This window comes from Peribacillus sp. NJ4 (assembly GCF_030348345.1).
Classification (GTDB): domain Bacteria; phylum Bacillota; class Bacilli; order Bacillales; family DSM-1321; genus Peribacillus.
This window is the reverse complement of record NZ_JAUCFQ010000001.1, coordinates 2,324,732-2,350,909: the sequence shown is the minus strand read 5'-3', so window position 1 is coordinate 2,350,909 and position 26,178 is coordinate 2,324,732. Positions and strand designations below refer to the sequence as shown.

The 26,178-nt window shown below is 39.2% G+C and carries 25 protein-coding genes and 3 pseudogenes; 3 read left to right on the top strand and 25 right to left on the bottom strand.

Features of this window, described 5'->3' with window-relative positions; genetic code table 11:
* Positions 1-187: 187 nt before the first annotated feature.
* The 7 genes from ilvD to QUF94_RS11780 all read right to left on the bottom strand — a co-directional run bounded on the left by ilvD (position 188) and on the right by QUF94_RS11780 (position 8,086).
* The gene (gene ilvD, locus QUF94_RS11810; RefSeq protein WP_289316020.1) at positions 188-1,873 is read right to left on the bottom strand and encodes a dihydroxy-acid dehydratase; all 1,686 of its coding nucleotides are present in this window, start codon (positions 1,871-1,873) and stop codon (positions 188-190) included.
* 290 nt (positions 1,874-2,163) lie between these two features.
* Positions 2,164-3,300 (bottom strand): conserved virulence factor C family protein, encoded by a 1,137-nt coding sequence (locus tag QUF94_RS11805; RefSeq protein WP_289316019.1) that lies wholly within the window; start codon positions 3,298-3,300, stop codon positions 2,164-2,166.
* A gap of 129 nt (positions 3,301-3,429) precedes the next feature.
* Complete coding sequence (locus tag QUF94_RS11800; protein ID WP_289316018.1) at positions 3,430-5,307, bottom strand: ABC-F family ATP-binding cassette domain-containing protein; 1,878 nt, start codon at positions 5,305-5,307, stop codon at positions 3,430-3,432.
* On the bottom strand, positions 5,304-5,948 hold the full coding sequence (locus tag QUF94_RS11795; RefSeq protein ID WP_289316017.1) for an HD domain-containing protein: 645 nt from the start codon (positions 5,946-5,948) through the stop codon (positions 5,304-5,306). The genes QUF94_RS11800 and QUF94_RS11795 overlap by 4 nt, the downstream gene beginning before the upstream one ends.
* Positions 5,949-6,001: 53 nt before the next feature.
* Positions 6,002-6,847 carry a DegV family protein gene (locus QUF94_RS11790; RefSeq protein WP_289316016.1) on the bottom strand — a complete coding sequence of 282 codons (846 nt, stop codon included), beginning with the start codon at positions 6,845-6,847 and terminating at the stop codon, positions 6,002-6,004.
* A gap of 149 nt (positions 6,848-6,996) precedes the next feature.
* Complete coding sequence (locus QUF94_RS11785) at positions 6,997-7,473, bottom strand: glutathione peroxidase (protein ID WP_289316015.1); 477 nt, start codon at positions 7,471-7,473, stop codon at positions 6,997-6,999.
* A gap of 79 nt (positions 7,474-7,552) precedes the next feature.
* Positions 7,553-8,086: a hypothetical protein gene (locus QUF94_RS11780; protein ID WP_289316014.1), complete on the bottom strand. Its 534-nt coding sequence runs from the start codon at positions 8,084-8,086 to the stop codon at positions 7,553-7,555.
* Between the two features lie 169 nt (positions 8,087-8,255).
* Between QUF94_RS11780 and metA the strand changes: the two genes are divergently transcribed.
* The gene (metA, locus tag QUF94_RS11775; RefSeq protein WP_289316013.1) at positions 8,256-9,164 is read left to right on the top strand and encodes a homoserine O-acetyltransferase MetA; all 909 of its coding nucleotides are present in this window, start codon (positions 8,256-8,258) and stop codon (positions 9,162-9,164) included.
* A gap of 52 nt (positions 9,165-9,216) precedes the next feature.
* Here the strand turns inward: metA and QUF94_RS11770 are convergent, their stop codons facing one another.
* The 4 genes from QUF94_RS11770 to QUF94_RS11755 all read right to left on the bottom strand — a co-directional run bounded on the left by QUF94_RS11770 (position 9,217) and on the right by QUF94_RS11755 (position 13,616).
* Positions 9,217-9,966, bottom strand: a complete 750-nt coding sequence (locus QUF94_RS11770) for an AIM24 family protein (RefSeq protein WP_289316012.1) — start codon at positions 9,964-9,966, stop codon at positions 9,217-9,219.
* Positions 9,966-10,661 (bottom strand): class I SAM-dependent methyltransferase, encoded by a 696-nt coding sequence (locus QUF94_RS11765; protein WP_289316011.1) that lies wholly within the window; start codon positions 10,659-10,661, stop codon positions 9,966-9,968. The genes QUF94_RS11770 and QUF94_RS11765 overlap by 1 nt, the downstream gene beginning before the upstream one ends.
* 249 nt (positions 10,662-10,910) lie before the next feature.
* Positions 10,911-11,339 (bottom strand): transcriptional regulator MntR, encoded by a 429-nt coding sequence (mntR, locus tag QUF94_RS11760; RefSeq protein ID WP_063234342.1) that lies wholly within the window; start codon positions 11,337-11,339, stop codon positions 10,911-10,913.
* 102 nt (positions 11,340-11,441) lie between these two features.
* Positions 11,442-13,616 carry a DNA topoisomerase III gene (locus tag QUF94_RS11755; RefSeq protein ID WP_289316010.1) on the bottom strand — a complete coding sequence of 725 codons (2,175 nt, stop codon included), beginning with the start codon at positions 13,614-13,616 and terminating at the stop codon, positions 11,442-11,444.
* Between the two features lie 328 nt (positions 13,617-13,944).
* On the opposite strand from QUF94_RS11755, the gene QUF94_RS11750 reads away from it, so the two are divergent.
* Positions 13,945-14,376 (top strand): ParB N-terminal domain-containing protein, encoded by a 432-nt coding sequence (locus QUF94_RS11750; RefSeq protein WP_289316009.1) that lies wholly within the window; start codon positions 13,945-13,947, stop codon positions 14,374-14,376.
* 750 nt (positions 14,377-15,126) lie between these two features.
* Here the strand turns inward: QUF94_RS11750 and QUF94_RS11745 are convergent.
* The 5 genes and pseudogenes from QUF94_RS11745 to QUF94_RS11725 all read right to left on the bottom strand — a co-directional run.
* Positions 15,127-15,549, bottom strand: a complete 423-nt coding sequence (locus tag QUF94_RS11745) for a DUF3995 domain-containing protein (RefSeq protein ID WP_289316008.1) — start codon at positions 15,547-15,549, stop codon at positions 15,127-15,129.
* Between the two features lie 90 nt (positions 15,550-15,639).
* Positions 15,640-16,164 carry a TetR/AcrR family transcriptional regulator gene (locus QUF94_RS11740; RefSeq protein ID WP_061463107.1) on the bottom strand — a complete coding sequence of 175 codons (525 nt, stop codon included), beginning with the start codon at positions 16,162-16,164 and terminating at the stop codon, positions 15,640-15,642.
* Between the two features lie 406 nt (positions 16,165-16,570).
* A complete protein-coding gene (locus QUF94_RS11735) occupies positions 16,571-16,744 on the bottom strand; it encodes a hypothetical protein (RefSeq protein ID WP_289316007.1) in 174 nt (57 codons plus the stop codon).
* A gap of 140 nt (positions 16,745-16,884) precedes the next feature.
* Entirely contained in the window at positions 16,885-17,040 is a 156-nt protein-coding gene (locus QUF94_RS11730) for a hypothetical protein (protein WP_289316006.1), read from the bottom strand.
* A 314-nt stretch (positions 17,041-17,354) separates the two neighbouring features.
* Positions 17,355-18,032: pseudogene (locus QUF94_RS11725) on the bottom strand (amidohydrolase); the annotation flags it as partial.
* A 319-nt stretch (positions 18,033-18,351) separates the two neighbouring features.
* Between QUF94_RS11725 and QUF94_RS11720 the strand changes: the two are divergent.
* Entirely contained in the window at positions 18,352-19,737 is a 1,386-nt protein-coding gene (locus tag QUF94_RS11720; RefSeq protein WP_289316005.1) for a cytochrome P450, read from the top strand.
* A gap of 816 nt (positions 19,738-20,553) precedes the next feature.
* Here the strand turns inward: QUF94_RS11720 and QUF94_RS11715 are convergent.
* The 9 genes and pseudogenes from QUF94_RS11715 to QUF94_RS11685 form a co-directional block, all read right to left on the bottom strand.
* Positions 20,554-20,754 (bottom strand): annotated as a pseudogene (locus QUF94_RS11715) (biotin carboxylase N-terminal domain-containing protein); the annotation flags it as partial.
* A 49-nt stretch (positions 20,755-20,803) separates the two neighbouring features.
* Positions 20,804-20,884: pseudogene (locus tag QUF94_RS28785) on the bottom strand (aspartyl-phosphate phosphatase Spo0E family protein); the annotation flags it as partial.
* A 240-nt stretch (positions 20,885-21,124) separates the two neighbouring features.
* Entirely contained in the window at positions 21,125-21,466 is a 342-nt protein-coding gene (locus QUF94_RS11710; RefSeq protein ID WP_289316003.1) for a thioredoxin family protein, read from the bottom strand.
* Between the two features lie 2 nt (positions 21,467-21,468).
* Positions 21,469-22,446 carry a thioredoxin-disulfide reductase gene (trxB, locus tag QUF94_RS11705; protein ID WP_289316002.1) on the bottom strand — a complete coding sequence of 326 codons (978 nt, stop codon included), beginning with the start codon at positions 22,444-22,446 and terminating at the stop codon, positions 21,469-21,471.
* Positions 22,447-22,746: 300 nt separating this feature from the next.
* Positions 22,747-23,136 (bottom strand): Na+/H+ antiporter NhaC family protein, encoded by a 390-nt coding sequence (locus QUF94_RS28780; protein ID WP_353957808.1) that lies wholly within the window; start codon positions 23,134-23,136, stop codon positions 22,747-22,749.
* A 41-nt stretch (positions 23,137-23,177) separates the two neighbouring features.
* Complete coding sequence (locus tag QUF94_RS11700) at positions 23,178-23,759, bottom strand: cysteine dioxygenase family protein (RefSeq protein WP_289316001.1); 582 nt, start codon at positions 23,757-23,759, stop codon at positions 23,178-23,180.
* A 342-nt stretch (positions 23,760-24,101) separates the two neighbouring features.
* Positions 24,102-24,458 carry an aminotransferase class I/II-fold pyridoxal phosphate-dependent enzyme gene (locus tag QUF94_RS11695; RefSeq protein ID WP_289316000.1) on the bottom strand — a complete coding sequence of 119 codons (357 nt, stop codon included), beginning with the start codon at positions 24,456-24,458 and terminating at the stop codon, positions 24,102-24,104.
* A gap of 260 nt (positions 24,459-24,718) precedes the next feature.
* Positions 24,719-25,462, bottom strand: coding sequence for an amino acid ABC transporter ATP-binding protein (locus QUF94_RS11690; protein WP_289315999.1), 744 nt, complete (start codon positions 25,460-25,462; stop codon positions 24,719-24,721).
* A gap of 20 nt (positions 25,463-25,482) precedes the next feature.
* A complete protein-coding gene (locus tag QUF94_RS11685; RefSeq protein WP_076370548.1) occupies positions 25,483-26,166 on the bottom strand; it encodes an amino acid ABC transporter permease in 684 nt (227 codons plus the stop codon).
* Between the last annotated feature and the right edge of the window lie 12 nt (positions 26,167-26,178).

Sequence of the window (26,178 nt, the reverse complement as noted above, 5' to 3'; positions counted from 1 at the left end):
AATTCTTCAATTAGTTTAATCATACTATATTCTTAAGTGCTTATGCAAAAATGACGCTTAGAGCGTTGTATATTCTTCCTTCCAACATAATGGGTCATAATCAAAGAAGATTCATTTACGCTGCAAAAAGAAACATGGTGACAGAATCCATTTCATTCTGCCACCATGTTTTAGTATCTTCCTTTAATTAAACTTTCATCACTCCGCCTGAGCTGGCATTCGTCACAAGTTTGGAATAACGTGCTAAATAGCCTGTTCTAACTTTTGATTCGAAGCCTTTCCAATTTGCTTTACGCTTTTCGAATTCTTCATCGGAAATTTCCAATTGGATTTTACGATTTTCCAAATCCAACTCGATGATATCTCCATCTTCCACAAAGGCGATTGGGCCTCCCTCAGCTGCTTCGGGGGATATATGGCCGATGCTGATGCCTCGAGATGCGCCTGAAAAGCGGCCATCAGTAATCAAACCGACTTTGGCTCCAAGTCCCCTTCCGACGATTTGGGAAGTCGGTGCCAACATTTCCGGCATACCCGGCCCTCCTTTAGGTCCTTCGTAACGAATGACCACTACATTCCCTTCTTTAACTTTTCCAGTAATGATTCCGGAAAGTGCATCTTCCTGGGAATCGAAACAAATCGCAGGACCCCTGTGGTAGCCACCAACTGATTCGTCAACGGCACCCACTTTTATGATGGAGCCTTGAGGTGCAAGGTTACCGAACAATACTGCCAGCCCTCCACGCTCAGAATGCGGATTATCTAACGGATGGATAACATCCTTGTCCAAGATTTCACAACCGGCAACATTTTCGCGGAGCGTTTTACCTGAAACGGAAAGGCAGTCTCCGTTAAAGGCACCTGGTTTTTTGAGTAACTCATTAATGACTGCACTTACACCACCAGCATTATGTACATCTTCAATATGATAATCGGATGCCGGTGCAATTTTTGCTAGATGCGGTACGCGGTTAGCTATTTCATTTATGCGTTCCATTGGATATTCAAAACCTGCTTCATGTGCCAATGCAAGTGTATGCAGTACAGTGTTAGTTGAACCGCCCATCGCCATATCCAATGCAAATGCGTTATCAATTGCATCAATCGTCACGATATCACGAGGCTTGATATCCAGTTTGATTATCTCCATCAATTGTTTAGCGGATTTCTTGACGAATTCTTTACGTTCTTCTGCTACCGCCAAAATCGTTCCATTTCCCGGAAGCGCAAGTCCTAAGCCTTCTGCCAAACAGTTCATGGAGTTTGCAGTGAACATTCCTGAACAAGAACCACAAGTAGGGCATGCAACTTGCTCGATTTCCTGTAAATCTTCTGCATTGATATTACCTGCTTGATAAGCGCCCACCCCTTCAAAAACGGATGTTAATGAAAGAGACTTACCGTTTTTGTCTTTGCCTGCCTTCATCGGTCCGCCACTTACGAATATTGTAGGAATATTGACACGAAGAGCTGCCATCATCATTCCCGGCGTTATCTTGTCACAGTTTGGAATGCAAACCATACCGTCAAACCAATGTGCAGATACAACAGTTTCCACGGAATCCGCGATGATTTCACGGCTTGGCAGAGAATAGCGCATACCAATATGACCCATCGCAATTCCATCGTCTACCCCAATCGTATTAAATTCGAAAGGCACACCGCCTGCTTCCCGAATCGCTTCCTTCACTATTTTTCCGAATTCCTGAAGGTGGACATGACCTGGAACGATATCGATGTATGAATTACAAACCGCGATGAACGGTTTACCGAAATCTTCTTCTTTAACCCCTGCTGCCCGCAACAGGCTTCTATGTGGAGCTCGATCGACCCCTTTTGTAATCATGTCACTTCTCATATTTGATGTAGACATTTGTTGTACCCCCAATTTCCACTAAATGTTTAATGATTCAATATAATATAATTTTTAGTATACTCTAAAAATTCTAACATATTTACATTCAAATGCAACCATTCAACACTAAATATCTACAAAAATCATTTTACTAAAATAATAGAGAACTGATTTATATCTTAAAAAACTTCTATATATCGAAAAATTGGCCATTTTAAATGTTTTGGGATTCGACCTGAGGGGAACTCAAAAATAAAAAGGCATGCGGATTAAATCATCTGCATGCCTTTTGCCTGGGTTATTCCAAATCACTTGTCATTCGTTTGCCTTGATTCTGTCATTTGCTTCCAAACCGAACCTTTCGCTTCTTCCCCATTTTCTATGCGGTCAATGGCCATCTTGACCTGAAGAGCCACTTCGAATTCAGGGTCCTGTTCCGCTTGCTTTAGATAAGGGAGGGTCGTTTCATTTCCCGCTTCGTATAAAAACATCGCCGCCCTCCACCTTACCAACTTATTTTTATCCGAAAGTGAATGTGACATTTCCCCCATCGCTTCTTCAAACCCTAGATCGGATAAACAGTCACCAGCCGTACGTCTTACGGCTGCACTTTTATCTTTCAAAGCTTTGTACAAGCTCGGAAGCACTTTTCTATCTTCGATCATACCCAAGTATACAACCGCGAGCCTTCGAATGGAGACTTTACTGTCGGAGAGTGCCATGTCCAATACTGGAATATCATCCACAGTTGGATCTTCCATTTGTTCTAAAGCCTGATATCGCTTTTCCCAACTTTCGTCATTCAGCATTTCTGCAGTCAGTTTAATTTTTGGCCGTTTCAAGAATGTTTCTTTTGTATCAACCATTTCTTTAGCAGCAGCTACTAGCCGATTAATTCGTTCTTCCGGATATGCTGCAATCAGCTCATCCGATACTTCCTTCACGATATCTTCCATATCACCATATCTTACGCCATAATCCTTCCATTTTCGAAGCAGGACTACATTATCATCTTCTTTTTGGGCAGCGGCAATGCCCTTTATGAAATATTCCGGTAAGGCAAAACGTTTCTCGTGTTGGCTATCACTTGCTTTAATTTGCATCGGAATGCCTTTGAATTGTTGAATGGCAACGGCTACTTCACCGTAATGTTCATTTAAAACCGTTTGTTGACTTTGTTCTTCGGTTTTTTCCCCGAAGACCTGACGGATTTGGACCAAGATATCTTTCCAATCATATTTCGCATTGCGCTCAACCGCTAAGAAATCCGCAACATGATATACCCCTTTCACCCCATCAATCTTAAATAAATCTTTAATCAGCTGCGGTGCCTGTTCAGCTTGATCCTTCTTATAGTTATTACTTTTACCTGCTAATAACTCTTCAGTTAAATTGATTTTCATTGTATTCGGACTTGGTGTAGGTTCTATTGATTTAATTTTCAATCCATTTCTCTCCTTTTACAAGACGTTTCCATGTACTAGATATTATCACAACGGCAACAGATTCTCATGCAATTGAGATTGGCTAAAAAAAGACCGGTCCAAGTTTGCTCCCTTGGACCAGTCCCCCGCTCATTCCTCTTCCAACTTTTCCGCTAAATACGTCCATCTTTCCAAAAAATGCTCTAATTTATCCGTTAGTTCCTTTTCTTCTTCAAGCAGCAGGCGGACTTTTTCAAAATCGCTTCCCGCTGCTGACATTTCTGACGTGATGTCTTTCAGACGCAGTTCGACCCGTTCCATGTTCCCTTCAATCTCTTCCCATTCCTTACTTTCCGCATAGGTTAGTTTTTTCTTTTTCTTTTCCGTGCGGTTAATCTGAGGTTCTGGTGTTTTCACTGGTACGGCCTCTTCCGTCTTTTCTTCCAAGAACTCCGAGTAATTACCGTAATAGAAATCAATTTCACCTTTATTCTTGAAGACAAGGAGCTGATGGCACGTTTTATCCAAGAAATACCTATCATGTGATACAGTAATGACTACACCTGAAAACGTTTCTAAATAATCCTCCAGAACGGTCAAGGTTTGCGTGTCCAAATCATTCGTCGGTTCATCCAAAAGCAGGACATTAGGTGCCGACATCAATATGTTAAGGAGATACAAACGCCTTTTCTCCCCTCCGGACAGCTTGCGAATTGGCGTCCCATGCGATCCCATTGGAAACAGGAACCTTTCAAGCATCTGCGCAGCCGATATGAAACTACCATCTTTAAGGGCGATTGAATCCGCCGTTTCGCGAATATACTCTATCATGCGCAAATTCTCATCCATATCGACACTTTCTTGCGTATAGTAGCCTATTTTCACGGTTTGCCCTATTTCCAGGTTTCCTTTATCTATAGATTCCCGTCCCGCAAGGATATTTAACAAGGTTGACTTACCACTGCCATTATTACCGACGATCCCAATTCGATCACCTGGTTTGAAGAGGAAGGAAAAATGGTTGATGATGGTTTGATCCCCGAAAGATTTAGTGACATCCTGCATCTCCAGTACCTTTTTCCCAAGACGGGCACCGCTTAATTCCATTTCCAGGTTCTCGGTTTTCTGCTTATCCTTTACACCGGATTCCAATGTTTCGAAGCGTTGGATCCTGGCCTTTTGTTTCGTTGTCCGGGCCTTTGCACCTTTTCGGATCCAGGCCAGTTCTTTTTTGAATAGACTTTCTTTTTTCGTTCTTTCGGTCGATTCGTTCTCTTCACGAATGGCCTTTGATTCTAAATAGTCAGCATAGTTCCCTTTGTATTCGAAAAGCTGCGTTTGGGCGATTTCCCAAATTTTATTGGAAACCCGATCAAGGAAATATCGATCATGGGTTACGAATAAGACGGACTTTTGATATTTCCCCAAATATTCTTCAAGCCAAGTAATGCTTTCGAAATCGAGATGGTTCGTAGGCTCATCCAAAATCAGTAAATCAGGGGTCTCAATCAAGGTTTTTGCCAGGGCCGCACGTTTTTTTTGGCCACCTGACAGTTCCCCCAATTTCCTTGAGTGATCGGGAAGGCCCAGCTTGGTCAGTATCGTTCTGGCATTGGCACTTGTATCCCAGGCGCCAAGCGTGTCCATATCCTGTTGCTGTTTTAACAAACGGTCCTGTATAGCGCTATTCTGTGGATCTACCTGGAGTTGGACGAGCGTCTTTTCATACTCCTTGATCAATGAAAATACAGGAGTTGAGCTTTCGTACATATATTCCATGATCGTCAATTTCTCATCAAAATGCGGATCTTGGGATAGATAGGAAATCGTGTAATCATTCGGATGATCCTTCGTTCCTAAATCACTGTCTTCCAATCCTGCAATGATATTCAATAAAGTTGATTTACCGGTGCCGTTTATGCCAACGATCCCGATTTTTTCCCCTTCGGTAATGGAAAAAGACACATCTTTAAATAGAAGTTTTTCCCCTTGGGTTTTCATTACATGTTCCATGCTAAAAACTTTCATAATCGTACATCCCATTCCTTTTTAAATTCCTCTAAAAATCTAACCATATATTCATGCCTTTCACTTGCAATCCTCTTGGCTGTGCAAGTATTGAGCATATCTTGCAAACGTAATAATTTTTCATAAAAGTGATGAACGGAAGAGCTTTTACCCGTCCTGTATTCCTTCTTTGTCATGTTTTCCCTAATGGGCAGTGAAGGATCAAACATAAGTTGTCCCTTTTTTCCTCCAAATGCAAATGTCCTGGCTATCCCAATGGCACCAATTGCATCCAAGCGGTCCGCGTCCTGAACAATTTCAGCCTCGATGGAAGGAAGCTTCAACTGCCCGGAACTATATGAAATTGTGTTGATGATTTGTTTAATGGCATCCACACTATCAATATCCAACTTCAGTTCCTGAAACCAACGATCCAGCTTTCCCCATCCCTCATCAGCTTCCTGGTTTAGTTTATCATCAGGGATATCATGAAGCAGGGCCGCCAATTCAATGATGAACTCATTCCCTTTTCCTTCTTCTTTTGCAATATGTAAAGCCAGCTTACGAACCCGATCGATATGGAACCAATCATGGCCGCTGGCATCAGAATTCAATTGGTCATATACATACTTCTCCGTTAAATCTATCATCGTTTGTTTCATTTCACCACTCCATGTCCTTTCTATTTTACCATGGTTCTCAATAATGTTGTGCTTTAATCTTCATTGAACCAACTGAGTCCAATCGTCTGTTCGCCAGTATGCACCCCTATTGCACTGCCGAGCGGAGATACATGGGTCAACACATGAGGAAATTCTTCGGAAATCATCTGTTTCCATCTATGTGCCTGCTCCGAAACAGCACCATATAATATGGTGCATTCTTTTACTTTTCCTGCTTCGACTGACCTGCGAAAATCAGTGAAGATCTGTTTTTCCGCTTTTTTAAGGTTCCGAGGTTTAGATTTGGTATGAAGCACACCATTTTCGATTGATATGATGGGTTTAAAGCTCAATAGGCTTCCTAGAATAAACTGTGCGTTTGTTAACCTGCCGCTGCGATGCAGCTGATCTAAAGAACCTATTAATACATACGTTTCATGATTCTCCGCATATATTCTCGTTTTGGCGAAAGCCTCATTGATGGAATCGCCATTATCAATATAATGCATGAGCCGTTTCAAGATTAATAGCATCGGAAAGGAAATAAGTAAAGTATCAAACACGTCAACGGGGATCGTAACCATTTGTGCAGCTTGCCTGCTCGCGGAAACGGTCCCGCTCAATTCACTTGAAAGGTGTACGGCTATGATTCGATCATAGCGTTTTTCAAGCTCCTTATATAACTCTTGGAATCTGCCGACCGAGGGCTGTGATGTAGTCGCATTCATCTTATCCTCACTCATTCTTCGGTATAATTCCTCAGGTGATAGATCGACGCCATCTTCATATTCCTTCCCATCGATGATGACGACCATCGGAACGACGTAAACATGCTCATTCAATGCTAATTCTTCGTCTAAAGTTCCCGTACTATCCGTTACCCATGCAATTCGTTCCATGGTTTCCCCCCTCATTTGTGTGTCTTCTATTATATTCAACATCCCAACCATCTGTCCCCTTTTAAAAATGGATCCATGCAATAAATATCTTACCTAAAAAAAACGAGCCCAACAGAAACTGCAGCATCCGTTGGACTCGATATCATTCTTCATAAATATTTTTTTAAATCCTCTTCCATTTCCAGAGGTTTTGTTTTAGGTGCATACCGACTGACGATATTTCCATCACGATCAATCAAGAACTTTGTGAAATTCCATTTTATCGATTTGGACCCCATCACTCCAGGAGCATTTTCAGTCAGATAACTGAATAAGGGGTGGGCTTCCTTTCCATTGACATTCACTTTTGCAAACATCGGGAATGTTACACCATGATTCAATTTACAGTAAGAATCGATTTCCAGGTCATCACCAGGCTCCTGTTTCAAAAACTGATTACACGGAAAACCAAGCACGGCTAAACCATCCTCTTTATACTGTACATACAGGCTTTGCAAATCATCATACTGTGGTGAAAAACCGCATTTGCTTGCCGTATTCACTATAATCATCACTTTCCCTCTATATTCTTCAAGCGAGATGGTTTCGCCATTGATTTTATTAACTTCAAATTCGTAAATGGACATGTATGATCGCTCCCTTTAGTATGATGATGTCATTTTACCGTATTGAAAGGTACGTTTACCAACTTTTATCCTTTTCCGATCATCCCTGAATCTTCACCGCTTTTATGGATTGTATCAAATACTCTACCATGTCTTCCAAATCATCCATTTGCTCCTCTTTTACAAGCCTGCCAAATGAAACTTTAAATAAAGATGAATGAACGGGTTGCACCTTTTTACTGACCGTTTCGCTGGTCGTCACTGTAATGATTCTCTGATCTCCCCAAATTTTTCCCAGGTCGTTCAAGAATTGTTCAGCATTCACTTCATTAAGCTTTTGGGGAAAAGAAATGAAAATATCGACCGTGCAACCGGAATGCGTATCATCAATGGTGGAATCGAGTAACTCTGCACTTAGATTCTGGAGTGAAGCGTGTATCTCGATGGCACCGCTAATCGAAATGGGCGCCATGGGTTCTTTCAATTCCATCTCGATCTTATATGATCTGGACATGGTTGACAGATTCACCATATCATCACGGTTTATGACCAATATGTCTCCAATGAAGTCACGATCATAGACAGCTCCTTCCAGTACCACTTTCATGTTCTCAAATGCTGTAGGATCAAACAATCTCCATACACCTCTCCAACTTCATAAGTTTATGTATTCATGATCTTCCCATTTTACCATTCCCGAGCCATTTCCTTCGAGATTTACAAGAAATTATTAAAATTGCTTTTCTATTCAATAATTTTCTATATAATAAAAATATTATGATTTTTGGAGAAGGAGGCTAATCATGCCAATCAGAATTCCGGAACAACTGCCAGCTAGGGAAATTTTAGAACAGGAAAATATTTTCGTTATGGATGAGGAAAGAGCTACCAATCAGGAAATCCGTCCATTGAATATATTAATTTTAAACCTTATGCCAGAAAAAGAGAAAACAGAGGCTCAGTTACTGCGCTTTCTTGGCAATACTCCCATTCAAGTAAACATATCATTCCTGCGCCTAAGCACACATGAATCAAAAAACACGAGTAAATTTCATTTAGACCAATTTTATAAATCATTTACTGATATTCGCACAAAGAAATATGACGGCTTGATCATTACAGGCGCCCCAGTCGAAAAACTGAAATTTTCAGACGTTAATTATTGGGAAGAACTGCAGAATATCATGAATTGGTCAACCGAAAATGTTACATCCACCCTACATATCTGTTGGGGAGCCCAAGCAGCCCTGTACCATCATTACGGAATAGGCAAACACGAACTGCCAGAGAAATGCTTCGGCATATATACTCATGAGGTACTTGAACCAAATGAAAATCTAGTCCGCGGATTCGATGATTATTTTATGGCCCCTCATTCGCGCCATACGGATATTGACTATCAAAAATTAGTTAACCATCCAGAATTGAAGGTTCTGGCACAGTCCGATCAAGCTGGGGTATTGATGGCTGCTTCTGTTGATGGAAAAAGAATTATGGTTACCGGCCATTTCGAGTATGATGCCGATACCCTCGGTGAAGAATACAAACGCGATAGGGAGCGTGGGATCAATACGCAACTCCCTGAAAATTACTTTCCTGATAACGATCCCACCAAGGTACCCCTTCACCGCTGGAAGAGCCATTGCAGCCTGATGTTCTCGAATTGGCTGAATTATTATGTCTACCAATCAACCCCATATGAGTGGGATTGAAAGGGTAAGAAAAAAGAAGCTTTCCATTTAACTAAATAGTTTTTTTGGACAGTCACTTTCGAATATCATGGAAAACAACCTGAGTTTCTGACTCAGGCTGTTTGTTCCATGATTCCTTATTACCGAAATATACTTCTTCAAAAGGTTGGACGACAACAAAACCTTTACCTTCGAATTTCATTTGAACGGATTCGCCGCTTCCCCTTCCAAAAAACGACTTTAATGAAACATCCGTTACGAATTCAGGCTGCAATTCCCCTGACCATGCAACTGTTGCATTTGGGTCCGTATAGACTGGATTCCCTGGTTCCACCATTAAAGTAAGTGGCTCATAATGGGAGGTGAATGCGACCATTCCCCTCCCCTCGAGCCTTACATTGAATAATCCCCCCGCCAATAACCCAGCAACGCGCCGCATCATTTTTATATCCCATTGAATACCCGGCTCAAAGGCAAGTAAATCATTACCGTTAACACAGATCGATTCACCATTTAACTGTAAAATGGAAATCTTCTTCCCTTGATCAGCGATGTATAGCTTGCCGCTTCCGGTCGCTTTCATCAAGGATGCACCTTCACCCGTCAAGGCTTTTTTGAAAAGTTTACCAAGACCATGCTCCAAGATGCCTTCCCGCTCGAATTTAATATGGCCGCGATAAGAAACCATCGTCCCCATTTTTGCCCATATCTGCTGTTCCAGATTAATTTCCAGAATTCGTTCCGTTTCAAGTTCAAATAAGCCTTGTCCTTTATCCTGCTGTTTCGTCTTTTCAACGAATTGATCGATTTGATACTTCTCCATCACATATCCACCTCTTTTTGAAGGAGGAACAGCCACATGAACGATACAGCTTGCTTTAATTCCTTTGAAAAATGTCCCAGTTTTGTATAGTCCACCCCTCTCTTCGCAACGCCTGTATCAGCCACCGCCTTCCATCCCGTTTCTGTTGCCATTCTTTCAAATTCCCAAGGCTGCATTGTATTCATGATGACTTTATCTCCTAACAACCGTTGAAAACTAAAGTTTTTTCGTGGTTCAGCTGTCGGACCAAGTATTCCAAAACAGACATAACCCCCAGGCTTTATTACCCGTTGGATTTCCTTCAACACCGTTAATGGTTCACCCGTATATTCCAGAGAATTAATGACCATTGCGGCATCCATTTCTTCGTCCTTGAATGGAAGATTATAAAAATCTCCTTGAAGGAAAGAAAGTTCAGGTTGTTGAGAGGTTTTACCCTTTGCAAATTCAATCATCACATTGGATAAATCAACTCCAGTTACTTCAAATCCCGCTTCGGCCAATTTTAAAGATCCAACTCCATCTCCACAGCCTATGTCAGCCACCTTCACTCCCGAAGGTACATATTCAGAAAAGAAAGGAATAATGTTTTTCCGGCTCCCCGTTTCCCACATTTCTTGCGAATTCTTCACCCACATAGGTGCAAAAATATCCCATTCCTTTTCCGACTCTTTATGCCAAGTATGTAAATTCATCAGACATTCCCCCTCTCATTTAACCCCTAATTATCTAAGTACCTGAAATATTCATGGCAATTACAATCCCGGCCCCGTTCACCAAAACAAACAGTTTTCCCGAATCAAATACTGGGGCTACATTATAGCTATTCTGCTTTCACTTTAAAAATCCTTTTTTCAAAATACTTTTGCACTTTCCCTCACTTGTAACCGTATGTGTAAAATGAAGAACGACCAGGTCAAATAAAAAAAACTGCCAGCGGCAGCTTATTTTGAATTTTCTTCATTTCTTTTTTGTATCTTTCGTAAATCCTCGACACGGTCAGGAGATTCCTCAAAGAATTCAACCAGGTCTCCAATCCTATCGATGGCATTCCAACTAAGGTGGTGTTCAATCCCCTCAACATCATGATAAATATTTTCTTCCTTTACCCCTATCAACCTTAGCATCTGTTCTAAAAGTTCATGGCGGTATACGAGCCTTTTACCAACTTTTTTCCCATTTGCAGTTAAAACGAGACCCCGGTACTTTTCATATATCAAATATTTTTCCTGATCCAGTTTTTGAACCATTTTTGTAACAGAAGATGGGTGGACGGAAAGATTTTCGGCTATATCGGAAACTCTTGCATATCCTTTTTCTTCAATAAGTAAATAAATTTGTTCTATGTAATCCTCCATGCTCGGTGTAGGCATTCGGAATCCTCCCATTCAAACGCATATCTAAAAATTTTACTATATTAACGGCCCCGAAACAAGAAGATATCGTCTCAGGGCGCCTTTAAATGATGTTTCTTCTCAAGTTTGGTTGACGTTTTGTTCTGTCGGGAATGTAAAACTGATCTTTTTTTCAGAGTCGGACCAGGATAATATGGCATCAAAAGTCTTTTCTCCTTTTTTAAAACCACTTATCAAATCCGTTTCACCGCTCGCCAACAGCTTTTTTATATTTGCTTGACTGATTTTCTTATTTAGGATTTTTTTGGAGATAGTAAAGTTACACTTGGTTTTTTGATAACTTACACATCCATAGAATTCCCCTTTATCGACAATCTTAGAACCGCATAGCTTACAGCTGCCCACAGATGCTGAGCTTCTCTTTTTAGGACCGCTCCGTTGAATCGACTCGGTGTCCAGCCCTTGAAAATCCCAGCTTTCCGATGATTCCACGGCATCACTGATTATTTTTGCTGACATCTTCTTAACAGCTTCCATAAAGCCGCCGGCTGAAGCCTTCCCTTCACCAATTTCCCTTAAACGCTGTTCCCATTTGGCCGTCATTTCAGGTGAAGCCAGGATTTTCTCCCCGATGGCAGTAATCAGCACTTTCCCTTTATCTGTCGCAAACACCTGGTTTTTTTTGACATCAATGTATTTACGATCTTTCAGCATGGTAATGATGCCAGCTCGAGTCGCTTCCGTTCCGAGGCCCTCAGTTTTCATCAGCACCTTTTCTAACTCCTCATTATCCAGATGCTTTCCGGCAGTTTTCATCAAAGTGATCAGCTGACCTTCTGTATAGCGCTTAGGAGGCTGGGTTTTTCCTTCTTTCACCTTTATATTGGCGACCTTTCCAGAATCCCCTTTTGATACGGACGGTAAAATGATATCATCATCATCCTTGTCATTTTGGAAAATCACTTTGCGCCATCCCTCTTGGATCTGCTGCTTGCCTTTAGAAATGAATTCGGCACGCTTATCGACAAGCGTTTTAATGGTGGTGTAATCGAAAATAGCTTTCTCATAATGAGCCGCAATCAACCGGCGAACCACCAAGTCATATATATTCCGTTCTTCAGCGGAAAGCCGCTTTGGGTCGGTTACCTGCTCCGTCGGGATAATTGCATAGTGATCAGTCACTTTCTTTTCATTTACAAACCGTTTATTATTCATGATGTTCGGTTGTGGCAAAGGAAACAGTGATTCATATTCTGAAAATCCACTTAGTTTTTGCAATATATCGGGAAATGTTTCGGCTTCCCCCTCCGTAACATAATTGGAATCTGAACGTGGATAAGAAACGATCCCTTTTTGATATAAACTTTGTACAATATCAAGCGTCTGTTTCGGTGAATATTTATATATCTTGTTTACTGTAGCCTGCAATGACGATAGATTAAATAGCAAAGGTGGCTGAAATTCTTTTCTTTCTGTGTCCATCTCTGCAATTTCTGCTTCCTTACCCTTGCAAAAGGCGGCAATTTTTTCAGCCATTTCTTTTGTCTTTATTCTCGGATCATTGTTCTGCTGCCATTTTCCCTGATATTTCTTTCCATCCATCTTGAAGTCAGCGAACACTTCCCAGAACGGTTCAGACTTGAATTGCTCAATTTCCATTTCCCGCTTCACAATCAAAGCGAGAGTCGGTGTCTGGACCCTTCCAGCTGAAAACACATCCGAAACGCCCCTTTGTTTCAATAAAATACTATACGCTCTCGACGCGTTCATTCCCACAACCCAGTCCGCACAAGCTCTCGTATACGCTTCATAATAGAGCGGCCTGGTTTTTTCCTCGCTCTTCAGATTTTGGAATCCCTCATAAATCGCTTTTGGGGTCAAAGAGGAAATCCATAAACGTTTCATCGGCTTATTGACATTGCATAGATTGACGATATTGCGTACAATCAATTCTCCTTCACGCCCCGCATCACCTGCATGAATAATTTCATCGACATCCGGTTTCCTAAGCAATGTCTTCACAACATTGAATTGCTTTGCCTTTTGCCGGGTCACTTCATATTGAAATTTCTCCGGAATCATCGGCAACGTTTCCATCGACCATTTCTTCCATTTTGAATGATAGGTTTCAGGGGAAACGAGTTGACATAAATGCCCGACGGCCCAAGTTACATAAGCTCCATCGGGAAAAAGTTCATTCGGCATGATTTCTATATAGCCTTGCTGTTTCTTCGTTTTAAATTGAGCTGCTAGCGTTGAACCTTGATCTGGTTTCTCCGCAATGATTAGCTTCATGATCATCTTCACCTAATCCGTTACAAAATATCTTTCCCTATCATTATACCTTAATTATTACAATCGGCTAGATATGACTTCGTTTTAACGGAACTGTTCCAAGAAAGCATGAAATAATTAACTTTATTACAGTGAAGAGTGGAGATTTCAGGGATGTGACAAAATCCGTCCAAATATAGCCAGATTAATAGGTAAAAACTCCGGATTTTGGGGGAATCGGAGTATATACAAATAGTGCAATATTAAATGTGCGTTCATTACTTTTCACTGTTTAGATGAAGAAATTAGTTGGATTGCAACACAGCTAATTATTGACCCTAACAGCCCCTTGTATAATAAAGGAACGTTAATTGGCAAAAGAACTAAAGAAAAGCATATTACTTTACAAAATGTATATAACTTTCTTTTGTTATTAATTAAAAATACAAAGATAGCCGAATTACCTAAGGAAAAAATACTTAATATTACCCTTACCTATTTTAATTGTATAAAAGAGTTGTTACCTGTTGAATGGAGTGATTATAAGCAATATCCATTAACTCATATAGTCTGTTTAAATGCTTTAGCTATAGCCGGCAATAAAATTATTCCTTCAAATTATAATTTTGTTTCTAACCAGTTAAACATTAAAGAAGTAAATAAAAGAATGAGCAGTATAAAGATATTTGATTGGTCTAGTGAAGGAACATTGAAATATCTAAAAGGTGCTAGTGGTTCTAAACTCTTAGCTGAAGACATCATTGCATCTGTAGAAAAATAATTCTTGAACTCCCCATTTTCAAAAATTAAAATGGCCGGAAAATCAAATTGATTTTCGGCCATTCTTATTCCTTATTCTTAGGAGGGAACTTTCCAGCTCAGTTCATGTATGTATTGTGCTAAAGCATCTGGAAAAAAAAGAATCAACTGTAGCTTTGAAATAAAGATTGATCAAAAGGTCCTCCTGAACCCTCATATACGTATATAAATACAATACATTTTGAAAAAAAGATTGATCAAAAAGGGTTCTTTTCTAGTGATTTAGTATACAATTTTTATAAAATAGTTTGATTATTTTTTTAGTGATCATTATAGAAGTAACGCACCCGTTAGTTTAAGTAGAAACCTTCACAATCTCAATAGAGTAGAAACTATTGAGAAACATTCAAAGTACCTCTAAATTAGGCTTTATAATGTCTAATAAGACTTGTATCAAAATGCGTTGTAAATGCGCATTTTCCTGAATCTACCCTGACGATACCCCTATAAGTGTTGTTTTTTCCTAATATCTACAACAAATCTTCCAATTTTCATATTGTAAAATTTTGCTATTCCGTAATTGTAGCTTTTAAATAAAGGTTAATCAAATATATCTCGAAAACCCAAATTTTACGATAAATAAAAAGAATCTATTTTGAAAAAAGATCGATCAAAATAGATTCTTTATTCAGTATATTTAAGTTTGGTCTTTATAAAAAAGTTCAATCACTTTCAAAGTATCAGAGTTTATTCTCGACAACTATAACTCATATTAAAACAATAGAATGATATAGACAAAGCAAAAGAATAAACATAATGGACTATAGAACCAAGTATCGTATCTAGCAAACTGAGAATGTTTAATTTTTTTAAAAAATCCAACAAACTTAAAATCACCAATTGCCCTAATAATGAAAACTAAAGCACAAACAATACTTCCGATTTTAGAAAAACTATTTGCTTGGACCCCCTGCAAATAACCTCCTTGAACAACAATAATGAGACTAGCCATTAGAATAAGAATGGCTACGAATAATGTTCCCCATAATCTCGGAGTAAAAGCAGGTTTATGCTCTCCCTCTTTTACTGGGAGAACAGCGGCAGAACCCCATCGACCTCCAAAAGCCCAATAAATATGCAAAAAACTGATAAACCAAAGAAGCCCTACAGCTACTAATATTAATAGTAATTTCATTTATTCGCCCCCAATGTCGTAACTTCAAACAAAACATACACTACCGTATGTTATAGTGAAAATTTTGTCCCTTCAGGTTTTATAACCATATTAGGGACATTTATTATCGTTTATTAAAAGCTCAACCATTTTATCAATATCAAAATTAGGATTTGCTTCAAACCTTGTCATCCAACCTACATACGTTAAATAGGCAAGTCTCGCTCGATCAATTGATTCATTTTCGTCTATACCGATTTTTTGATACAATTTTGCAACACAAGAAATTCTTTGTTCTTCCATATCTACTAAACGTGCAGCCACAACAGGATCATATTTAGCCCAAGTATAAATGCCAATCTCCATTTTTTTATCTCGATTAAAACTAATCTGTAATAGCTGTTCTAATGAGGCATCCTGTTGCTCCATACTTTGAACAATCAGTTTTGTTGCATGTATTTCCCAATAGTCGAGCATAGAATCTAAAAGCTCTTGATGGTCACGAAAATAGTGATAGAAGCTCCCTTTGCTTATTTTTAGCAATCGAGCAAGTGCTTCAATGCGAACTTTATGTATTCCTTCATCAGCTAATTGTTGTAATCCTGCTTTTATCCAATCTTCCCTCGTTAATTGCATGTCATCTCTCCAGTAAAATACGGTAGCGTATGTTTTACGTTAGATTACTAATATTCTCATTTTTTGTCAATTATTCATTCTAATTATTTTTATGAACTTTAATGTTGTTGTTGATCGTAATTGTATATTTGAAACAAAGTTTGATCAAATTAATACGAGAAACCTTGATAAATGAATAAATAGAAAGGGCATGTTTTGAAAAAAGATTGATCAAAACATACCTTTATACTAATTAATTGGATTATTCTTATAAAAAAGATTGATCATTTTTGTGTTCCTTACGCAACTAACGCACCCGTTAGTTCTATAAGACTTATAGCAGAGTTGACAGATACTGTGTCACAAAGTATTTAAATAAAATCAAAAAATAACTGCTCCTCAAAGAGCAGGAGCAGAAAAAAAGATGTTATTTCACAACTTTAAGAGGAACAAGTACTTTATTAAAAAAAGACGTTTCGAGCTTGGCTAACCAACCGTTTCCGTTTTCTCCATTAGCTACTTGAGTAGCGTGTTTTTGGTGAAATTCTGCTACCCGTTTTTTATGCTCTTTATGCCATTGGTGCATAGAATTATGTTTCATTCTTATTGCCTCCTTTCTGTTTAATTATATTTCTAGAAAAGTTGAATAGAAAGTGCTTTTTATTCAACTTTTGAAAGAGAGGAAATCGATAAGTTAATAAATATAAATATGCACAGTTCGTATACACTACGCTTGTAGAACTAACCTGCCCCTATAGTTGCATAAGAAAGGGAGCTGCTGATCAGCTTCTGGTAATGAAGCAAAGCAACCGTTAGTTCATTAAGAACTGGTAATTTAATAAAAAGAACAGCTATTAAATCAATCAACCATAACTCCTCATCCATCTGTGTATCCATCATATGGTTTACTTAATGCATTAAGTCGTTTTTGTTTATCAATAATGTCTTCGTGAATTAAAACATTTTTATAAAACAATCACAAGTTCTGTTTCATTATCTTAAGTTTTGTATCTAGTTAACCTTTTAAAAAGGGCCTATCTTCAATAACCTTTATGCATGAACCTTCAACAATCGGGCGCGTTTGCCCCTTCTTAACTTAAAATACTAGCCCTAATAATATATTATGATTCCCGGTGAAGATTCTAGAGAACTACATAACATAATTGGTCTCCTTAATTTACATTATTTTTGTTTATGGTTCATTCATGTGTTTATTTGGTTGCATAGGTATGATCAAAAACAACGTTTCCATCAACAATCGTTAACTTTACCTTTGTATCTGGTATTTCTTCCACGGGTACTTCAAAGAGATTTCGTTCCAAGACGACAATATCAGCAAGCTTACCTACTTCCAATTTCCCTAATTCATGCTCTCTAAATGTACCGTAAGCGGATCCAGATGTATAAGCTTTCAATGCTTCGGCAAGTGTAATGCGTTCATGTGGATGCCATACCGTTTTTCCGCTGCTGTCGATTCTCGTTACTGCACAATAGATTTGTAGAAGAGGATTAAGGATATCAATTGGGAAGTCTGTTCCAAATGCCAATTTTGCACCGGCTTTATGCAATGCATTAATCGAGAAAACTTGCTTTTCTCGTTCAGTACCCATTCGATCGGTGTAAACACCTCTTTCGGACATCGCTAAGTGATCTGGCTGCATCGAAGCAGTAACACCAAGCTCTTTGAAACGATGAATATCATCAGGGTGAATCACTTCTACATGCTCAATGGAATGACGTGAATCTCGCTTACTATTGACCATTTGTGCATCCCTATAGGCATCTAAAGCAAGACGAATCGCTCCATCCCCAATCGCATGAAAACGAATGCTGAAGCCCTCTTTATCTGCATCAACTACCCATTTTTTTATCGTCTCGGGAGGGAAAGATGTCTCTCCACGTGTTTCTGTTTGATCCTCATAAGGTTCGAGTAAATAAGCTGTTGTTTCAGTCCTGACACACGAAGTTTATCCGATTGATACGTATCTCGCAATTGTTTGGCATGTTCAAGATACAATTTCATAAACACTTTGATTTCGTTTATTAATAGTATTCCTTTATACCCACTTATTATTTCATTCAAATTGATTAACTATCTTTAAAAAATATTGTATTTGTTAGTCTTCTTATTATCAACTTGTCCAAACCAATCAATACTTTCCTCATAGAATGAATACAAGTAATTATACCGAAATGGAGGAAAAACCAATGAGTGACACAGATTTTTCAAATGATTCTCCAGGCCCAAAAGGAAAATTAATTACTGGCCATTCAAAGGAGTTTATTTCAGATACACTTGGCTTTCTAACCCGTTTAGCAAATGAATATGGAGAAGTTGCTAAAATTCGTTTTGGACCTTTCCATAATGTTTACCTTATTTCAAATTCAGATTTAATTAAGCAGGTACTTGTAACAAAACAAAAATCCTTCTTGAAATCAAAGGACTTCTCTGCTTTAAAACCAGTACTCGGAGAAGGCCTTCTTACAAGTGAAAAAGAATTTCACATGCGCCAAAGAAGGCTTATTCAACCCTCTTTCAAAAAGTCTCATATTAGCAATTATGGTCAGGATATGATTGATATAACAATGGACTATATTTCCACTTGGAAAAACAGAGAAGAAAGGATTATTACGGAGGATATGATGAGCCTTGCACTGGGTATTATCAGCAAGACCATGTTCAGCATGAACCTCAAAGAAGGATATGGCATGCTCGGGGAACCTATAGAAGCCTTCATGAGAATTGCCGTTAAAAGAATGCGAACACTTCAAATGCCACTATGGGTTCCAACTAAAAACAACCGTGAATATAAAATTGCGAAACAGAGACTTGATAAGGTGATTTATAGCTTTATTGAAAAACGTAGAACAGAGGCAGAGAGACATGAGGATATGCTTGGGATTCTAATGGATGCTCGAGATGATGAGGATGGCTTAGCTATGACAGACAAGCAGTTACGTGATGAGTTAATGACCATTTTCCTTGCCGGTCACGAAACAACAGCAAATGTGCTTTCCTGGACCTTATACTTGCTTTCCCAACACCCTGATGTGGAAACTAAACTTTTCAATGAGATAGATAGCGTAATAGGCAACCGTAATCTAACAACTGGCGATTTTATGAAATTAACATTCACACAAAATGTTATTTATGAATCAATGCGCATATACCCGCCTGCCTATATCATACAACGGGAAGTGGCGGAAGATGTGGTAATTGGAGGGTATCTTTTTAAAAAAGGCGATATGATCCTGTTGAGTCAGTATGTGATGCACCACAAGCCTGAGTATTTTGATAATCCAGATTCCTTTATACCTGAGCGATTTGAAAACAACTTTATGAAAACCCTACCTCCGTTCGCTTACTTTCCATTTGGCGGAGGTCCGAGAGTTTGTATCGGTAATCATTTTGCAGTGATGGAAGCTGTGCTTGTCCTAGCATGCATTGCTCAACGATATCGGATAAGGCTGGCGCCTGACCATCATGAAGTAAAGCCACTTCCGTCTATTACACTCAGACCGAAGCGTGGATTGCGCATGGTAGTCGAAGATAGAAATATAGGAGGTTTCCAACCAGAAGCTTCTGAAATTTAAATGAATATAAGTTGTATTAATGAAAAAATTGTCACTCTACACCTAAGGAAGATCCCTCCCTTTTAGTTCCAAATAAAGGATGCTAGACCTAATAATAGAGTTAGCATCCCATAAGGATTTTGTCCTTTTATAGTATTTAAATGCACAATATCCTCCGGGGTCAGACCTTCGTGTTCGTACCTTGTTATTATTCGTTTAAGTATCCCTTGCACCATCCCTTGAAAAATGATGTATATAACAAAATGAAGCTTACTATTATTGTGAATTATTGGTTATCTTGATTTGTAAAAAAATTGTAGAAACATCACCGTACCCTCTTACAACTTCCCTTATATTATGGAGCCCGTTTTCGCCCTGTAATTCAACTAACGCACCTGATAGTTGCATAAAGAAAAAGCTGCCTTAAAGACAGCTCCGATCTTCAGCTAAAGCACCCGTTAGCCATCCATGAATCGCAAAAATCGGCGATTCACCACAAAGAATGAAAATGGTTAGGAAGTGTCAATACTGATACTGACCTTAATCCAGTCAACCCTAATCTATAGACTAATTAATTTACGCTCTCCTCTTTTTTTTAAACGATTGAGCAGGGTCTTCTTAAGTATTGTCATTTTTCATTTTTAAAGAAACTTATTTTCATGGTAGTTATATAAGGGGTAGCGTCAGGAAAATGCGGATTTACAACGTTAAGGAAATTTCGATATTAAAAAGCCCAATTTCTCAGCATTAAAATTGAGTGGGCTTTTTTCGTTACTTCATTAAAGCGCCCTATAATGGAATAACTAAAATATGGTCTCAATCCAAAAACCAATTATTTCCTTCTCCAACGAGGTATGCTTCATCCGCTTTAAACCGGTGTAGGGATACGCTATCTTGTTCATAGTATATGGCAACTGTCCTGATGCCCAACTCCGTGCATGCCTGGGAGATACGGGCAGCTATTTCTCCACGGTTTGCGACTAGTACTTTTTGGAATCGTTTTGTTGTTTTCCTCCTCTGTTCCTCCTGACAAACCATTAAGACGTTTAAACTGTTTTAATCCTGTATATCTAATTTTCATAACTTTATTAAGTAATAGATCTAATTCCTGGCTATATTCAATCGTTCTTGAATCACACAGTCCATACTTTAATGCTAATGTCTCCATTTTGGATTTTAGATCATTTTATTACTTCACATATTTCAAAAGTTCCATTTCTTATCCCCCTTGAAACAAAAAAGGTCTTCAATACTCATCTACTAAATGCACAAAGTCGGCGTGTTATTCGAACTCTAAAAGCTGTATAGTTTCCATGAAAAAATAGTTGATAAGATTGTTGAGACTAAAAAGATGGCCAATAAATATTGAGTGACTGTTCAATATTTATTGGCTCCAGGCAAGGATTTTCTATCCTAGTTTTCCACTTGCCTCTACAATTTGATTAAGAAACTGTTCAACCTCTTCCTGACTTTTTCCAAGTTTACTTACAAAGCGGTTCAGTTCCTTCCCTTCTTTAAAAGCAATAAAGCTTGGGATTCCGTACACATCCAGCTTCTCTAATACCTCTGGAAAATGTTCACGATTTACTGCAATCATATCTACTCTTTCTCTATACGCTTCTTCCAAGTTGGGCATAAATAAATCGGTATGCTGACAGTCTGGGCAATATTCGGCATAGAATTTGGCCATAACTGGTTTTGTTGATAAAATCGCCTCTTCAAACTCTTGTTTTGTTTTAATCTCTTTCATTATTAAAATCCTCCCCATATTTGGTTCTCATTGATAGATTGATTGTTTCCACTACATAATTCACTTGCATCAAGATATTTTTCGCAATCCAGAGCAGCCATACAACCACTTCCCGCAGCTGTAATGGCTTGGCGGTATTTATGATCTTGAACATCCCCGCAGGCAAATACACCTGGGATATTCGTTTCGGTTGTACCAGGATTCACCATGATATATCCCATGTCGTCCGTTTTGATTTGATTGTCTAAAAATGCTGTGTTTGGTTTGTGCCCAATGGCAATGAAAATACCATCAGTTTCCAGAACTTCCTCTTTTCCTGTTTCACTGTTTTTTACTTTCAAACCAGTAACGTGTCGATCCCCTGCGATCACTTTTTCAGGAATGGAATTTAAGCTCCAGGTAATTTTTGGATTCTTTTTGGCACGGTCTTGCATAATTTGGGAAGCGCGAAGCTCCTTTCTGCGGTGGACAACCTGAACCTCCGAAGCAAACTTCGTTAAAAAATTTGCCTCTTCCATAGCAGAATCTCCGCCCCCGACAACGATAATTTTCTTTCCTCTAAAGAAAAATCCATCGCATGTTGCACAGGTGCTTACCCCACGCCCAATATTTTCTCTTTCCCCTGGAATTTCTAAAAGTTTCGCTGAAGCTCCCGTTGAAATGATTAAAGATTGCGTTTTAAGCTCCCCTATTCCTTCCACCGTTAAGGTAAAAGGGTTATTGGAAAAGTCGCCTTTTTTAACCCAGCCTCTTTTAAACTTTGCTCCAAAAAACTCAGCTTGCTTTCGCATGTTCTGCATCAACTCTCGTCCCATAATCCCTTCAGGAAAACCAGGAAAATTCTCGACAGCTGTTGTCAATGTCAATTGCCCCCCTGGTTCAGGCCCTTCAATGACCAAAGGACTTATGTTAGCACGTGCTAAATAGATTGCTGCGGTTAACCCAGCAGGTCCAGTCCCTAGAATAACGGCTTTATACATCGCTTACCTCCTTATCTCTTAGTCATGAATATTAATTTGCAATATTCGTGCCAATCTTTAATTCCTTGCAAAATCACTATTTTTTCAGCCTCTTATAGGTTAATCATTCCTAATTCCTATCACGTTTGAGAAAAATTTTTTCAAGAACAAGAAAACATGTACCAACTCAAATTTCAAACGGTGGATTAAAAGCCAAGAAAGTTTTAAAGGAAAGATACAAGATAGTTGTTGTAACTACTTGAACAATATTTGCAAATCCAGTGGCACCATAAACTAAATCGAATAATGGGACAAAGAAGGCTAGAAAGACATATGGGAAATAGGCATACATCTGCGAACAATAGATTGCGTTGGATTTCCACGGAATAACCGGTGCGCCCAAGATCCCAACATCCTCGATATTACGCGAAAGATTTTCTGGGCCAAATTATTATTTTTAAAGACATTTATCATAAGGGAACCCGCTACAATTGAAGTTAATAACATCGATGAGACAATCATATTTTTGATTAATGCGGTTACCATTGTAGCTAGTGTTATTCTAAATGTAGAGCCGAGGGTTCGTTTGATTAATGGCTCCACTAAAGAACTGAGAATCCCAGATTGTTCCAGAATTCCCGTTACACATATGGCTAAAAGGACAACAAGGAATGAGCTCATTAAACTGTAGAGCCCGCCTCTGCTTAGGATGTAAGGACAGACCGGACCACACTTTCACTATTTAATCGATTCTAAGCAGGGGAGTATTCAACCCGCTTTTCTATTGCAAGATATAGCCCCTCTTCGTCTAAAGGGGTGAATACCCGAAATTTTCTCAATTGCTTTCCATAAACATGGATCGTGATAGCTGGTTTATTACCTACCCCCTCCAAGATATGACAGTCTGCTGGAGGCAGTAGCTTTCCTGTATTCTGCTCGTTTACAATGATGGTATCAGTATGCTGTAACTTAACAATATTGCCCCCAGATAATTCCTCTAATCGTATATAATTAGTCACTTTAACCTTACCCGCGACAACTCCTTCTGCTCCCCATGAATCATCGTGATCATGAAGAGTGGTCTTCTGGCCGGGCTTCCAGACTAGCGCGATCACTTCGAAACGATCCTCTGGGTCACAATACAACAGATGCCGCGAGTACCCTTCCTCACTTGGTCTTCTTTTCTCAGAAGGTAGCCATGATTGGGATTGAATTAATTTACCAACTAACCTTTCTGCTTCCACAACACATTCGTTATCATTCTGACTCCGTTCCACCATAACCGTCATATCTTGAACAAAATTTTTGAAATCATATTCATTCGTGTGTTCCATTTTAATTCCTCCCAAATATTCTTATGTTTTACTTTCCTGTATGGGAAAGTTGCTTGACTGCTTGTTCTAACTGAAGTAGAGCTTTTTCCATAGTAGAGCGGGGACATGCGATATTCACTCTCATAAAGCCTTCTCCCCCTAGACCAAAAATGTGACCTTCATTCAAGGCCAATCAAGCTTTTTGCAGCATAAACTGATCTAATTCTTCCATACTAAATCCAAGTTCCCGGAAATCCAGCCATAGCAGGTAAGTCCCTCCGGTTCGACAAGTTTGATTTGAGGGATATGATTTTTCAAATACGATTGAACAAAATCAACATTTCCTTTTAAAAAATCAATAAGCTAATCCAGCCAGTATTCTTCCCCGAATCGATAGGCACTTTCCAAAGCTGCTATACCAAACGGGGTTGCCCAGCCAATCGCCATACTGTTGATTTCACGTTTATAGCGTTCTCTCAAATCACGATTTGGAATAATAACAACAGATGTTTGTACTCCCCAAATATTGAAAGTCTTACTTGGAGAAAAACAGGTGATGGTTTGTTTAGCCAGAGCTTCTGAAATAGAGGCGATTGGTATGTGTTTATATTCGTTGTAGACGAGATCAAAATGAATTTCGTCCGAAACAATCAAAATATTATTTTTAAGACAGATTTCCCCAAGACGTGTGAGCTCTTCTCGTGTCCAGACCCTTCCCACCGGATTATGAGGGCTGCAAAGGATTAACATTTTAACGGAGAATCAATCTGGGCCTCTAAATCTGCAAAACCCATCGTGTATCGTTCCGTACTGTTTTTCGATTCCCAAGTTTGAAAATATTTTCTTAATTATTCAAAAAAAGATTGCAATTGAAATTTGCAATCCTATGGTAAGTTATAAGATTCTGTCGTTCTAACCTGCGGGAAAGTGCCGAGTAACGAGTTTTCCATTCTTCCGCAGCTTGGGGTACCGGCCCTTACCTATGAACAAAGTCTATTTAAAAATTGTAATGTCCGTTCATGCCCTGTATGTTCAAAAATTTGTTGAGGTGTTCCTTCTTCAACGATTACACCGTTATCAATAAATACGACTTTATCCGCTGCTTCACGCGCAAAATTCATTTCATGTGTCACTACAACCATGGTCATTCCTTCTTTAGCAAGTTCTTTCATGACCTTTAGAACCTCACCAACCAACTCAGGATCTAACGCGGAAGTAGGTTCATCAAAAAGCAGAACTTCAGGTTCCATAGCCATCGCCCGTGCAATTCCTACACGTTGTTGTTGTCCACCGGATAGCTGGGATGGATAGTGGTTCGCCCGTTCCGATAATCCTACCTTTTTCAGCAATTGAAGAGCCTTCGTACGAGAGGCTTCTTTGTCTTGTTTACGAACGTAAATAAGACCTTCCATAACATTTTCAAGTGCAGTCATATGAGGGAACAAATTGTAACCTTGGAAAACCATACCCGTTTGTTGACGGAACTTAATCACCTTATCTTTTGGAACTGGTTTTTTATCCTGAAAATCCAAAGAAAACTTTCCAAGCTTAATGGTCCCTTTTGTAGGCGCTTCCAATAAATTCAGGCAACGTAACAAGGTTGTTTTCCCTGAACCCGATGGCCCAATAATACAAACTGTATTGCCCTCCTCAATTTTTAGATCGATTCCCTTTAAAACCTCTGTTTGTCCAAATTGTTTATGCAGGTTCTTTATTTCAATCATGTATATTTCCCCCTATCAAATTAGCCCGTCACATAACGATCGAGTCGTTTTTCCATCTGTCCTTGTGCATTCGAAAGAACGGTACTGAAAATCAAATAAATAAATCCTGCTAGACAATAGAGTACCAATGGTTCATAGGTTGTTGCGGTAATTTGCTGAGCAACTCTAAACATTTCAGTCACCGTAATGGTAGCAGCCAACGATGTATCCTTTACCAAGCTAATAAAACTGTTTGCCAAAGGCGGGACAGATACCCTTGTTGCCTGAGGGAGAATAATTCTTTTTAATGCCTGCGGATAGCTCATCCCAATAGAATAAGCCGCCTCCCATTGACCTTTGGAAATGGAGAGTATAGCCGCACGAATAATCTCTGAGTTGTAGGCGCCAACACTAAGCGTAAAACCGATAATCGCAGCAGGAAGGGGGCTAATCGTAATGCCTATACTCGGAAGGCCATAGAAAATGATAAACAACTGAACAAGCAGCGGTGTTCCCCTAATCACCCATACATAAAATCTTGCAACAGCGTCTAGGAGTTTAATTCCCGAGATTCGAGCTAATGCCGTAAGTAAAGCAAGAAGGAGTCCCAGTAAAAAGGATACTAATGTCAAGGGAACCGTAAACGCAACCCCAGCTTTTAACATCGGGAAAAAGGAATTTACAATGATGTCAACAATTTGGTCCATTCTTTCATCAGCAAACATGTAGAACCCTCC